Source organism: Aquiflexum sp. TKW24L (genome assembly GCF_023502205.1).
Classification (GTDB): Bacteria; Bacteroidota; Bacteroidia; order Cytophagales; family Cyclobacteriaceae; genus Cognataquiflexum.
In genome coordinates this window covers 19,673-33,565 of record NZ_JAMFLG010000010.1, presented here as the reverse complement: position 1 = coordinate 33,565, position 13,893 = coordinate 19,673, and the positions used below count along the sequence as shown (strand labels likewise).

11 protein-coding genes are annotated in these 13,893 nt (G+C 40.4%); 9 read left to right on the top strand and 2 right to left on the bottom strand.

Translation table 11 applies throughout. The features are described 5' to 3' along the window. Positions 1–33: 33 nt before the first annotated feature. Complete coding sequence (locus M3O96_RS08755; protein ID WP_249719964.1) at positions 34–210, top strand: hypothetical protein; 177 nt, start codon at positions 34–36, stop codon at positions 208–210. A 296-nt stretch (positions 211–506) separates the two neighbouring features. Here the strand turns inward: M3O96_RS08755 and M3O96_RS08750 are convergent, their stop codons facing one another. Continuing rightward, complete coding sequence (locus M3O96_RS08750; protein WP_249719963.1) at positions 507–725, bottom strand: hypothetical protein; 219 nt, start codon at positions 723–725, stop codon at positions 507–509. Between the two features lie 58 nt (positions 726–783). Between M3O96_RS08750 and M3O96_RS08745 the strand changes: the two genes are divergently transcribed. The 5 genes from M3O96_RS08745 (at position 784) to M3O96_RS08725 (ending at position 7,992) form a co-directional block, all read left to right on the top strand. Further along, the gene (locus M3O96_RS08745) at positions 784–1,446 is read left to right on the top strand and encodes a pseudouridine synthase (protein ID WP_249719962.1); all 663 of its coding nucleotides are present in this window, start codon (positions 784–786) and stop codon (positions 1,444–1,446) included. A gap of 250 nt (positions 1,447–1,696) precedes the next feature. Next, entirely contained in the window at positions 1,697–2,668 is a 972-nt protein-coding gene (locus M3O96_RS08740; RefSeq protein WP_249719961.1) for an AAA family ATPase, read from the top strand. A 189-nt stretch (positions 2,669–2,857) separates the two neighbouring features. Next, positions 2,858–5,671 (top strand): TonB-dependent receptor, encoded by a 2,814-nt coding sequence (locus M3O96_RS08735; protein ID WP_249719960.1) that lies wholly within the window; start codon positions 2,858–2,860, stop codon positions 5,669–5,671. A 46-nt stretch (positions 5,672–5,717) separates the two neighbouring features. Then, entirely contained in the window at positions 5,718–7,343 is a 1,626-nt protein-coding gene (locus M3O96_RS08730; RefSeq protein WP_249719959.1) for a beta-helix domain-containing protein, read from the top strand. A 70-nt stretch (positions 7,344–7,413) separates the two neighbouring features. Continuing rightward, positions 7,414–7,992 carry a hypothetical protein gene (locus M3O96_RS08725; protein ID WP_249719958.1) on the top strand — a complete coding sequence of 193 codons (579 nt, stop codon included), beginning with the start codon at positions 7,414–7,416 and terminating at the stop codon, positions 7,990–7,992. Positions 7,993–8,152: 160 nt separating this feature from the next. Here M3O96_RS08725 and M3O96_RS08720 read toward each other — a convergent pair whose 3' ends face one another. Then, positions 8,153–10,396 (bottom strand): TonB-dependent receptor domain-containing protein, encoded by a 2,244-nt coding sequence (locus M3O96_RS08720; RefSeq protein ID WP_249719957.1) that lies wholly within the window; start codon positions 10,394–10,396, stop codon positions 8,153–8,155. 1,081 nt (positions 10,397–11,477) lie between these two features. Between M3O96_RS08720 and M3O96_RS08715 the strand changes: the two genes are divergently transcribed. The 3 genes from M3O96_RS08715 to M3O96_RS08705 all read left to right on the top strand — a co-directional run bounded on the left by M3O96_RS08715 (position 11,478) and on the right by M3O96_RS08705 (position 13,893). After that, entirely contained in the window at positions 11,478–12,275 is a 798-nt protein-coding gene (locus M3O96_RS08715; protein WP_249719956.1) for a cation efflux transmembrane domain-containing protein, read from the top strand. Positions 12,276–12,648: 373 nt separating this feature from the next. Then, a complete protein-coding gene (locus M3O96_RS08710; protein WP_249719955.1) occupies positions 12,649–13,392 on the top strand; it encodes a hypothetical protein in 744 nt (247 codons plus the stop codon). Positions 13,393–13,524: 132 nt separating this feature from the next. Further along, positions 13,525–13,893 (top strand): lipocalin family protein, encoded by a 369-nt coding sequence (locus M3O96_RS08705; RefSeq protein ID WP_249719954.1) that lies wholly within the window; start codon positions 13,525–13,527, stop codon positions 13,891–13,893.

Genomic DNA, 13,893 nt, shown 5'->3' with positions numbered 1-13,893 from the left:
TTAGAAGCTGTAACCACTTAAATCCATTTGAAAATGACAACTGAACAAAAATCTGCCATCCAACAGGAAATCGATAACCTGAAAGGCACCTTGACCGGCAACATGTTCCAAGACATGGAGGCCCGTGACCAAATCCACAACCTCGAAATGCAACTCAAAGGTGTAAAGCCTATGGACAGCCATTTTGACTGCGTTGGTTGCGGTAGCTGATATTATTCCAAATTTAGATTGATAGGGTTTTGTCTGTTGTCCCAAAAAAGCAACAGATAAACCCTTTTTTTATCTTCATCTATTTTATAAAAAAGTGTGGTATTTTTATGTAAGAAGCCATGTCTTACATGGGGGCGTTTTTCAAATTGCTTAAAATAGTTGGAGATTTCTGAATGATTTCAACCAGAATATCTGTTCGTTTTATGAAAATCTCAACTTCCTTAATTCCAAAAAAATTGTGGATGTATTCGCAGATTTCATTGAAAGTCAGTTGGGATTTGTTTGTCCAGATAACCTCATAATCCATATTTTTCACGGACTTGATCCATAACCAGATTATAACTTAAAGTTTTTCCTTCCAAAATTTCTTTTTCAGCGATATCTAGCATTCTATTAATATAGGTTAATTCAGCCTCATCTGGCGTTTTTTGAAATTCGTATTCCTTGCTTTCTAAAAAGTCAGTAAGGATTTTTTCCTCCTTTTCAGTTTTGATTTTTACCAAGATGGATTTCATAATTGTCAATTAAAATGGTATTGATCTTATTAATACACGTAATTTGCCAAATAATTTTATGCCAAACAATAGATACTTTGTCTTATACAAGCCCTTTGGAATCCTCAGCCAATTCAGCGGGGAGGAGGATACCTTGAAAAATGTGGCTGATTTTCCGCCGGACGTCTATCCTGTCGGGCGATTGGACAAAGACAGTGAAGGACTACTCTTAATTACAGACGACAAACCGCTAAATCACTACCTGCTTGATCCAAAATTTGGTCATTTGAGGTCTTACCTAGCACAAGTGGAGGGAATTCCGACTGAGGAGGCGATCCGCCAACTCCAATCTGGAACTGAAATCAATGTCGACAGTAAATTGTACCAAACCAAAAAAGCTTTTGCCAAAATCCTTTCTGAAAACCTAATGCTTCCGGACCGAAATCCTCCCATTAGGTATAGAAAATCTATTCCTGATTCTTGGATTCAATTGACCCTGACCGAGGGCAAAAATAGGCAGGTACGAAAGATGACTGCGGCGGTTGGCTATCCGACGCTCCGGTTGGTCAGGTGGTCTATGGAGAATTTGACTATTGAAGGTTTTGCTTCCGGCGAAGTCAGGGAGTTTGGTAAAGAAGAAATCTACAAATTGTTAAAAATCAAAGCCGACAGATTTGAAAAGGGAGAAAACATGGGATCAGACAAAACTTTTTCCAGACCTTCCGTAAAAAGAAAGAGGTGACCAAAAACTCCTTTTGCCATTTATCAATAAGTAAAAAGCATAAATTGGGATAAAGGGTATTTTGTTATAATTTAGCCCGAATAAATAGATACAAGATTTGAGACACAAGACACAAGATGGATTCACCTTAGGTTTAGAATTTGTCGAAAAATCGGGTTGAGCGTAAGTTTTATTTCAATTTATATCTACTTTATTTCAACCTTATTTCAGGGAGATAGAATTTAATTAATTATCAAATCATCAATTAAATATGCATCAGCAGAAGATTCAGCAAGTCATAGATGAAGTAAAAAAAGTAGTGGTTGGTCAGGACCGGATGGTCAACAGACTTTTGATCGGGCTTTTTACCAATGGTCATATTTTATTGGAAGGTGTTCCGGGATTGGCAAAGACCCTGACTGTAAATACCCTCGCCAAAGTCTTACACCTTGATTTCAAAAGGATCCAATTTACGCCGGATTTGTTGCCGTCTGACCTTGTGGGAACCATGATTTACAACCAACAGGAAGCAAGTTTTCAAGTAAAAAAAGGTCCGATTTTCTCCAATATCATTTTGGCAGATGAGGTTAACCGTTCTCCTGCCAAGGTGCAATCAGCCTTGCTGGAAGCCATGCAGGAAAAGCAGGTGACTATCGGTGAGACAACTTATCTATTGGACAGGCCGTTCCTGGTGCTTGCCACCCAAAACCCGGTGGATCAAGAAGGAACCTATCCGCTTCCTGAAGCACAGGTGGATAGGTTTATGATGAAAGTGCACATTGATTATCCTTCCAAAGCAGATGAAATGGAAGTCATGCGCCGCATGGCCAACATGCATTTTGTTTCGGAGGTCAATGCAGTGCTTTCCAAAGAAGATATTTTTGCCATCCGTGCACAGATCAATGAGGTAAAAATCGCAGAGCCTTTGGAAAACTATATCATTGAATTGGTTTTTGCCACCAGATTTCCTGAAAAATACGGATTAAAGGATGAAGCCAAATACATCCAATTCGGTGTTTCTCCAAGGGCCAGTATCAACCTAAATCTTGCCTCCAGGGCAATGGCATTTATGGAAGGCAGGGATTATGTACTTCCCGAAGACATCAAAGCCATCGCAGAAGATGTGTTGAATCACAGGATTATTCTTAATTATGAGGCGGAAGCTGACAATGTCAGTACCCGAGACCTTGTTAAAATTTTCTTAGAGAAGATTCCTATTAACAAATCGGTAACATTGAAATAATTGGATTCCGATTTTTAATTCGGTTTTATTTGATTTTTGCTTTGAGCAGCCATTACAATATTAAAAAATTGTGATGGCTGTTTTTTTTTATTCATCCCTTGTTAATGATTTGATAATTTTTGAGAAGCTACCAATTAACATTAGTGAGTGAAATTTGTGCCGTTCAAAATGCTGTACAAATAACACTAAATGAAAAATCAATTTTACTTAACACTTCTATTCCTACTTCTGACGGGCTTGTCGTTTGGCCAGTCAGGATCGATCAGAGGAATAGTTACTGACGCAAAAACTGGCGAGACCATCATTGGTGCCAATGTCAGAATCGAAAACACAACCCAAGGCGTGGCTACAGGCTTAGACGGAGATTTTGAAATCACCAAAGTTGAGCCGGGAAGTTATACCATCCTTGTTTCTTTTATTTCTTATAAAACAATGAGGTTTGAGGACGTCTTGGTAGTAGGAGAAAAAGCTACTGTGATGAATGTTCTTTTGGAAGAAGATCTGGGAGACTTGAATGAGGTGGTTGTGATGGCGACTCGGGAAACAGGTTCCAATATTGCTATCGTCTCTGAAATCAGAAAGTCGCTTCAAGTGGTTAGCGGGATTTCAGCCGATCAGATCAAGCTTTCTCAGGATGGCAATGCCGCCCAGGTAATGAAAAGAGTTGCGGGAGTAAGTATCGTGGACAACAAATTCGTCCGTGTCCGAGGGGTAGATGACAGGTATAATGTCGTTATGATCAACAACTCGGTTGCGCCTACCACACAGGTGGATAAGAGAACTTTTTCATTTGACCTGATTCCGAGCGATAACCTCGATAGGATGATGATCTACAAATCTGCGTCTCCGGAAGTACCGGGAGATTTTGCAGGAGGGATGATCAAAGTGTTTACCAAAAATACACCTGATGAGGATTTTGTCAATCTGCATATGGGAGTAGGTTTTAGGCAAAACACAACCTTTAACCAATATTCACAAACCAGAGGATCTAATACCGATTGGTTGGGTTTTGATAACAGCAGGAGTCTTCCAGGAGGTTTTCCGTCAACAGATGACCTTCTAAATTCCAATTCCGGAAGCGTTATCAGGGCAGAAGCAGGACAATTGCTTGACAACAATTACCGGATGGATTCTACAAATGCCCTTCCAGATACACAACTAGGGCTTTCCTTTGGTAAAAACTGGAACGTCGGAAGAAAGAGACTTTCCACTTTTACCAGCATCAACTGGGGACAGGCCTACCAATTTTTCCTTGCAGAAAGAAGCAGGTACTTCTTCCCTGAACCTGGAAGACCTACAGAAAAGAGAGACGAATATTTCGATAACACCTACATGAAGATGAATGAGGTGGGTATCATGAGTAACTGGTTGCTCAGACTGAATGCCAACAACAAGATCGAATTCCGAAATCTCTTCAACCAATCAGGGTTGAATGAGACAATTTTCAGAGAAGGAAAAGACTTTGTCCAAAGAACGGACGGTGCTCAGGATTATTCTTTCAGATATGAATCCAAATCCCTTTACTCAGGTCAAATTGAAGGAACCCATTTGTTCAATGACGAAAAGACAAAGTGGAATTGGGTATTGGGTGGAAACTACCTGTACCATGCTGAGCCTGATTTTAGAAGATTGAGAACATTCCTTAGCAAGGATGTGACTGAAGGCGAATGGATTATCATTGATCCTCCAAGTGCATCACCCCAAGATTTGGGTAGGTACTATGGCTACATGAATGAATTCGGAGTAGTCAATGGCCTCAATTTCGAAAAGAAATTTGCAGGTGTTGAAAAAGACAGACCTAGAATTCTGAGAGCAGGGTATTTGGTAGATTACAAACAACGTGATTTTGAAGCCAGATATATCACCACTTTTTTCCCAGGGTTCCATGACCAAATTTCCAGACAGGAATTGGTAAGAGCGCCCATTTATGAATCTTTTGCACCTGAAAATTACCGTCAGGGAGATGGTTGGTTAGTGCAGGAAGGTTCTAGACCGAATGACATTTACGATGCTTCCACCATGGTAGCTGCCGCTTATATAGGTGGTGTTTATCCAATCTCCAAGTTCAATTTGAGTGGTGGTGTCAGGACCGAATACAGCGATCAGAATTTGAATAGTGGCGATTTCTCAGGACCAATCACAGTCAATAATGAAGAATTGGCAGTATTACCTTCTTTGAATATTGATTATAATTTCTCTCCAAAATCATTGGTGAGGTTAGGATATGGCAAGACGCTTAACAGACCTGAATTCAGGGAATTTGCACCTTTCTTATACTACAGCTTTGAATTTATTGCCGGATTCTCCGGAAATCCAAATCTTCAAATGGCAAGAGTGGACAATCTCGACTTGAGATGGGAAATATATCCTAATGAAGGTGAAATGTTCAGCATAGGTGGATTCTATAAATTTTTCAATGATCCAATAGAGAAAGTCCAGCAAAATGTAACAGAAACCTTGCAATTCAATTATGCCAATGCTGACGATGCCCAAGTGGCAGGTGTTGAAATCGAAGCTAGAAAAGCCTTGAGCACTGTGACTTCAGCTCCATTCTTGAAAAACCTTTCATTCAATTTAAATGCTTCTTTGGTATGGTCTGAGGTATTCCTTGGAGAAAATGTTGCTTTTGAAGCAAACCGAAGGGCTTTACAAGGTCAATCTCCTTATATGGTCAATGCTGCCATCTACTATATTGACCCAAAAAGCAACTTCCAGACAAGTTTGGCTTACAATGTCCAAGGCCCAAGGATCTTCGTAGCCGGCAATGTCAACTTCCCTTCCATTTATGAATTGGAAAGACACGCTGTTGATTTGACTGTCAGTAAAACTTTCCGAGACAGAACCACCTTCAAATTTGGTATCCAAGATCTGCTAAATTTCCAATACAGGTTTTACCAAGATTCCAACTTCGACAAGAGAATTACACTTGATGTGGATGACCCGATGTATATCTGGAGAAAAGGGACCATGTTCAGCTTTAGTCTCAGTTACAAATTAAAATAACCTAATTCCTACTAATAAATTATTATTAAACTAATCAAATTTAATCATGAAAAAAGCATTAAAATTATTATCCATGCTTGCGTTGGCTGCATTTATCTACAGCTGTGGTGATGATCCCGAACCTACGGTGACCTACACTCTTTCAACAATAGCTCTTCCTGCGGCCGGAGGTACTATTTCACCAGCCACAGGGCAACAAGCCCAAAATGCTGCTGTCAATATTACAGCTACTGCCAATGCAGGGTTCACTTTTGTTAGATGGGAAGGTGATGTAACAGGTACTTCAAATCCTGCTTCTGTTACTATGAATGCAGATAAAAGTGTGGTTGCGATATTCGAGCCTGTATCTAATATTGTACCAATTTCCGGTATTTTGACTACCAGAACACTTACCAATGACAAGCAATACCTACTTCAAGGCCAGGTTTTTGTTCCAACAGGTGTTACATTAACCATTCAAGAGGGAACAGTGATCTATGGTGAAAAGAGAACCAGAGGTACCTTGATTGTGCAAAGAGGAGGAAAAATCATAGCAAAAGGAACCAAAGAAAAACCAATCGTAATGACTTCTGCCCAAGCTGTGGGAGAAAGAGATCGTGGTGATTGGGGAGGTTTGGTGATTTTGGGCAGAGCTAGAACAAACCAAGTAGATCCTGCAATTGAAGGAATCGATCCTGTTCAGATCTTTGGTGGCACGGACGACGAAGATTCTTCTGGTGAATATACTTTTTTGAGAGTTGAGTATGCGGGTATAGAATTGACCCCTAACAACGAAACCAACTCCATTACTATGGGTGGTGTCGGAAGAGCTACAAAAATGGATAATACTATGGTCTCCTTTGGTGGAGATGATGGGTTTGAGTGGTTTGGTGGAACAATTAACCACAAATATTTGGTTTCGCTTTCTTCTTGGGATGATTCATTTGATGTGGATTATGGTTACTCTGGAAACGTTCAGTTCGGCTTGGATGTAAGAAATCCTTTTTATGCAGATCAGTCACAATCAAACGCTTTTGAATGTGACAATGGACCTAATGACAATGATGTTCAGCCTTATACCACAGGAACTTTCTCTAATATTACCGTTTATGGTCCTAGAGACAGAGCAGGTAGGGCTATTTCAGGTAATAACTTCCACTCTATCGATTTGAGAAGAAGAACAGCAGTTTCAATTGTGAACTCAGTATTTACCGGATTCCCATTTGGTGTTAGGTTCAATACTTCTTCAGTAACGCAACAATACCAGGCTGGGACAGGTATCCTAGTCAACAATACTTTGATCAACCCAACTGCAGGTGTAAGCTTTGCAGCAGGAGGTGGAGCAGTTGTTGGCGACGTTCAGGCGATTTGGAATGCATCTAATACTGTTGCAACAGTACCAGCTGCAGATCAGCCTTGGGAAGATTTCTACAGAGGTTATGGTTTGAACCCTTTAAACTTCTTTGCAAGATATTCAGTTCAGACATATCCTTCTAACCCTTCCTTCGTTCTTTTGGCCAATGGTTCATTACTAACAGGTGCCAAATTTGATAATGCGAAATTTGCAGAACCAATCAGAACCACTTTCTTTGACAAAACTGTTCCTTTCATAGGCGGCTTTGACGGAACCACTGATTGGACTGACGGATGGGCAGAGTTCAACCCATTAAGCAAAGTTTACGCTGTAGACTAATTTGAATTTTCTATTTTAGCTTGCCAAGGCTCAAAGCTTTGGCAAGCTTTTTTATTTTAGATAAAGACATATGCAAGTGTTTAAGAAAGGAATAATAGTGCTGTTACTTGGCTCATTGGCGATTTTATCATCATGCAATCAAAAAGATCCTTATCATCCTGACCGGAATCTTTCAAAATCCGAACAACAACAAATCCTTTTGACTACTGTACGTTATTTGGGGCATTTACCCAAAAATGCAACCCATGCCACTAAATTTGATTCGTCATTTGATGAGTATTACAGCAAGTTGGCACTGGATTTCAGTTTGGAGGGATATTTTGAAAAAGATGGCTATGAGTATTTTTTGGCTTCCAGGATTGCACCTTCTCTTATCGTCAAAAAGGTGGCTACCGGTGTAAAAATGCAACGCGATGCTGATGGAAACATTACTTATTACGAGGAAGTGTTCAGGACTTGGAAATTTGAAATTCCTGAAATGCAGGAAAAAGGGTTGATGCTGTTTGATAAAATGGTAAATGGGGAAGATCTAAGTCCTTATTTTCCCCAAAACTCCGGTAAAGAAGAATACATCGAGTTTCCTGATGCAAAAGTATCCTATGATGTACAGAACCGGATTTGGAAAGTCAATGGAAATTCAAATTCTTGAGAATTTCTTCAACATTATGAAAAAATACCCTGTTTACGGTATTTTTTGGTATTACCCTCATGTGTAAATTTGAATCTTAAAGAATAGCATTTTTCCACGGTTTTTTTGATACGGTTTAAGGGGATAACAAAATTTTATTTTTTATCCCCTTATTTTTTTATCAATATCTTAATCCCACTTTCATTCCTCCATAATAATTGATTCCTGGCGCAGGCTGGAAATACCTATTAGCAAAAGCATTCAAATCATTTCCAAGGCTGTATTGCTCATCGAGCAGATTATCTACTCCGCCATAGGCTTCCAGATCCCAACGGCTTCCCAGCATTGTTCTCCAACCTATCCGTCCCCCGACCAAGTTATAGGATTCCTGAAAAACCGTATTGGCATCATTCAGCGGAATGACGTCCACATATTGATGTGTGAAGTTCAGGTAAAATCCAAGTTTGGTTCGGATATCAAGGATATTGACCAAGGTATTTGGTGCAACTCCCGTGAGCTGATTTCCGGAAAAATCATTGCCTCCGCTCTCATATGCTCCAAAACTGAAATAATGTCCTGTAAAGGCATGGTTGAGTTTGATTTCCTGGAATAAGGAATTTTGGTTTCTTAACAAAACATAGTCCAAACTGACCTCTACACCTTTTTGCTCGGTTTGGCCTGCATTTCTGAAAAGCACAACGCCCTGTTGATTGGTGTAGGAAGTGATGGTTTGGTCAAGTTTGAAATAGAAGGCCGTCAAGTCTAGGTTGAAAATACCAAACTTACCCCTGTATCCCGCTTCATAATTGATCCCTCTCTCTGATTCCAGATCGAGGTTGATGCTTCCTTCATTGGTGCGTACCTCAGCAATCGTAGGGGGAGAAAATCCCGAACTGATGCTCCCGTGGATGCCCGACCAATCATTGACTTTATAGACCAAAGCCAGTCTTGGGATTACAATTGGATCAAAAGTTTTGGTATTGTTGCTTGGGTCGTTTGGCCCTGCATCGATGGCCCTGTTGATGTCATACCTGCCAAAGTTTTGGCTCAGCCCGAGCGTCATGAGGACTTTGGAAGTCCACTCGATTTCAAATTGCTGGAAAAGAAAAGCCTGCGTGCTGATCAGGTCATCTGAAAACCTGACAGTATCCGCTTTTCCCTGTCTGTTGCCGAAGTTTTGGGCCAAGGTTTTTCCATATTGGTATTCACCTCCGGCTATTATTTTTACGGGAAAGGAGCCCCATCTGTCATCATAATTGAACTTTGTCCTACCACCATAACTGAAGGCTGTCTCCCGCTTGTAATCCAAGATAAAAGGATTTTCAAACGCAGTATTATTCATATACAAAGCCGTGGAATTGTCCCATTTGCTACCCAATTTGATCTGATGGGAAAGTGTTCCATACAGAGTTTTTTGGGCAATGGAGCTGTTTTGAGCTACCGAACCAGGTCTTGCCTGCGTTCTGTCTGCTTCTACCTGCGCAGGATTCAATGCTCCCGGAATCTGATAATTCAAGTCTGAATAAAGAATCTGTGCAGAAAGTGTTTGTTTGTCAGAAGGCTTGCTGTGCATGGCGAGTTGGAAAACCTGTCTGTCCATGGCACTGTGTTGGCGGTAACCGTCGGATTTTTGGGAAACGTAAGAGGCGTTGATCCCTCCATTTCCTATTTTCTGATCGATGCCAATCCGATAACGCAGTAAACCAAAATCTCCAATGCCCACATCTGTGGAAAGGTAATTCTCTGTCACTGTCTTGCGGCTTGACATGCTGATAACGCCACCGTTTCCCGCACCATAGATACTGCCTGCAGGGCCTTTGATGATTTCGGTATTTTGGATATTCGAAAGGTCGAGGAGATTGAGTGCCGTTGTGCCGTCCGGAGAAGTAAATGGAATGTCATTCCAATACACCTTGACATTGCGGACGCCAAACGGTGAACGGAGCGAACTTCCCCTGATGGAGATTCTATAACTCGCCGGGGCCCTTTCTTCCACACGGATGCCGGGCTTGGTGTTGAATGCACTTAGGATCGAGTTTTCATTGAAGCGGTAAAGCTCATTTTCCAGCACTTTGCTGATCGCACCGGCTTGATGGACAAGCGGCCTTTCGGACTCGAATCCTGTCACGATCACCTCAGAAAGTGAAGTGGTGACGGGAATAAGTTCTATGGTAATGGATTCATTTGGAGTGGCTGAAACCGAAAGCGTTTCATAGCTGATATGTAGGAAAGTCAGGATTCCGGGATTTTTGAGGTCAATTTCCACCTGTCCATTTTCATCCGTCACCTGATTGGCTTGTCCCTGGATTTTGACCAAAACACCGGGAATAGGTGCTTGGCTGTTCTTGTCCAAGGTGGTGATTTTGGTTTGTGCTGAGAGAAAAAGCGGGGAAAGGCAAAGAAGAACAGAAATCCAGAGTTTCATTTGATTGATAGGTTATTGGCGAATTTAATCACAAATGAAATGGAATTGTTTAAAGGATTTGATAAAAGGGGATTTTTATAAATCTTGCTAATATAGGTGTAAGCTACTGGGTCTTTTAACCGCAATGGACGGGAAGGTTTCAGTTATCCTGCTTCTCCAGAAGCTGTGTATTTAGTTATCCTGCTTCTCCAGAAGCCGGATATTTGGTTATCCTGCTTCTCCGGAAGCTGGATATTTAGTTATCCTGCTTCTCCAGAAGCCGGATATTTGGTTATCCTGCTTCTCCGGAAGCCGGATATTTTCAATTTTTTTACCGCAATGGTCGCGAAGGTTTCGCAGAGGGCGCAAAGAGGAGGATCTTTCAAATGGTCGCCAAGACTTCGCAATTGGTGCAGGGATTGGTAATTTTAACCACGGAGCTCTCAGAGGACACAGAGGAAGGGAGAAAGAAAAGGCTAATGTTATCCTGCTTCTCGAGAAGCTGGATGATTTATTCCACCCTCATTTTTTTTTACCGCAATGGACGCTTTTTTTTTACCGCAATGGTCGCGAAGGTTTCGCAGAGGGCGCAAAGAGGAGGATCTTTCAAATGGTCGCCAAGACTTCGCAATGGGTGCAGGGATTGGTAATTTTAACCACGGAGCTCTCAGAGGACACAGAGGAAGGGAGAAAGAAAAGGCTAATGTTATCCTGCTTCTCCAGAAGCTGGATTTTTTTTTACCACCATCATTTATTTACCGCAATGGTTCGCTAAGGTTTCGCAATTGGCGCAAAGAGGAGAAAGACCCCGAACGGGGTCAAACCTCTCAATAGCCACGGGCTGCTGCCCGTGGAAAAAAATGGAACGGATTCAATTTCCCACGACCCTGAAAGGGTCGAACATTATTTCTATTTCTTATTTTTAAATTTAGATTCCTCATGAGGTTGATGGCTTTTGGGGAAAAGGTCAAATACCCGATTGACAGGTGGTGACTATCGGCACTATGGTATCTATTGCCAATGCTTCTATATTCTTTTTATACCAAGCTGATATAATAATTTTGTGGAAACAATAAATTAGCAGCCCAACATAGGGTTTCCCATGCAAAAAACAACCTTCAGGATATCAAAAATGGACTGCCCATCCGAAGAGCAAATGATTCGGATGAAACTTGGCGATATGACCAATATCAAATCTTTGGACTTTGATATTCCAAACAGGCAACTCACTGTTTTTCACACGGAGAATTATGACCTGATATTCCAAAAACTTGACGATTTGCGGTTTGACACTACTGTCATCGAGAGTAAGGAAGCTGTGAATTATTCCACGGCAACTGAAAACACAGACCGTGAAAGAAAATTGCTATGGGCTGTATTGATCATCAATGTGTCTTTTTTTGTCATTGAGATGGTTACAGGCATTATCGCAGATTCTATGGGTTTGGTGGCTGACAGTCTGGATATGCTGGCTGACGGTATTGTTTACGGTCTGGCATTATTTGCTGTGGGGGGTACGATTGCCTTAAAGAAGAACATTGCAAGGTTTGCGGGGTACTTTCAGATCTTACTTGCCACGATTGGGTTTTCGGAAGTGGTCAGGAGATTTGTCGGTATAGAAAAAATGCCTGATTTTATGACCATGATTGTGGTTTCCATTTTTGCATTGATCGCAAATGCTGTTTGTCTGTATTTGCTTCAAAAAGGTAAAAGCAAAGAAGCACACATGCAGGCAAGTATGATTTTCACTTCAAATGACATCATCATCAATCTTGGCGTAATGGTAGCAGGGGGTTTGGTTTTTTGGACCGAATCAATTTACCCGGACCTCATTGTGGGAATTATTGTTTTTCTGATCGTGGGAAGGGGAGCTTTGAGGATATTGAAGCTTTCCAAATAGGTGTCGAACTATTTTGCTCCAAAAAGAATCTTCCGAAATTCCAATTACGGGAAGAAAGTCCCTATGCAAATAAAAATCCTCCATCCTTAAAATTTCTTTTTCAACGCCATTATATAAAGGTTGAAAAGTCTTTAAAACCGAATGGTTCACCATTAATTCTTAAAAAACTGTTATTTCTTAATGTGGGAAATTTGCATTTCAAAAATAATAAAAGGTTTTTAAATCTAATAAACGGTATAAAAAAGGTTTTTTGATAATTTTAATATGTTTTATTTGTTTTTGCTGTTATGATTTTTAAATATAAATTTCGGTGGTAATCAATAATTTCACCCAAATTCTAAAAAGTTTTAAACAGAATTTTAAAGATCAGATTATGAAAAAATTCAATTTAATGATTGGCCTGCTGGCATTGCTTACAGCAACTGTACTTTTCTCTTGTGATAAGGAGGAGGAAGCACCAGCCCAAAATGCACGGATTAATTTTTCCGCCAGCTATAATTCATCTGCAGGCTTGAGTTCCGGAAGGTTATTAAATACTGTGCAGATTACTTCTTTTCTTGTAAACATTGAAGAAGTGGAACTTGAATATGATGATAATGACCCGCTTTTTGCACCAGGGGTCATAGCTTCTGATGTGGAGCTTGATGGTCCTTTCGAAGTACAATTATTCCGTGATGGAAGTGGCCTGACCGAGACCCTGGCTAATGTTGCCTTACCGGTGGCCGCTTATGATGAAATAGAATTTAAGATCCGGGAAAATGAAGATCCCAACTCTGAAATGTTTGACAAATCAGTGGTAATTAATGGATTTATCGGTGAGCTGCCATTTGTATTTTGGACAGATGAAAACGATGAAGTTGAAATAGAATTCGAAAACAGTGATAATGTGGTATTAACGCCAAGTGAGTTAAGTGTGATACTTGTTGAATTCGATCTATCGAAGCTTTTCGACCCTGAAAATGGTGGAGTTGATCTTGCCTTAGCCTTAGATGGCAATGGTGATGGAATTATTGAAATTTATGAAGGCAGCCCTGATGGAAATACCGACCTTGCTAAGCAGATTTGGGAAAAATTTGAACAGGCAATAGAAGCCTTTGAAGAAAAATTTGATGATTAATTGGATAATATCCTGAACCTGACCTTTAAGGATGGTTCAGGATATTACATTTAAAAACAAATATTCATAGATTATAATCTAATTCTAATGGTTATAGAAAATTTAAAAAAGGGGTATCTATGCACCATGTTGATGTCAATTTTCCTTTTAGCCGGCTGTCAGGATGATGCACAGGATATTGAAAAATGGATTATTGGAACCTGGAATATCGACAGGTACGTACAGGAAACATATGTTGATGGTATTATTGCAGGTGAAAGCGAAAGTGTAAACCAGGGTGAAATAGTTTTCAAAAAAGATGGGACAGGAGAGGACTTAGGTGGGAATTTTGAAGGCAGCGAATTTGAATGGGAAAATACCAAGTCAAACCTTTTTCTGACTGCCGGAGGCTCCACAACCTCATATGTCATTGAAGAATTTTCAACAAACAAATTCGTGTTTAGTATCACTGAAACGAATGATAGATCAAAATCCGTAGAACGCTGGTATTTTTCTAAGTAA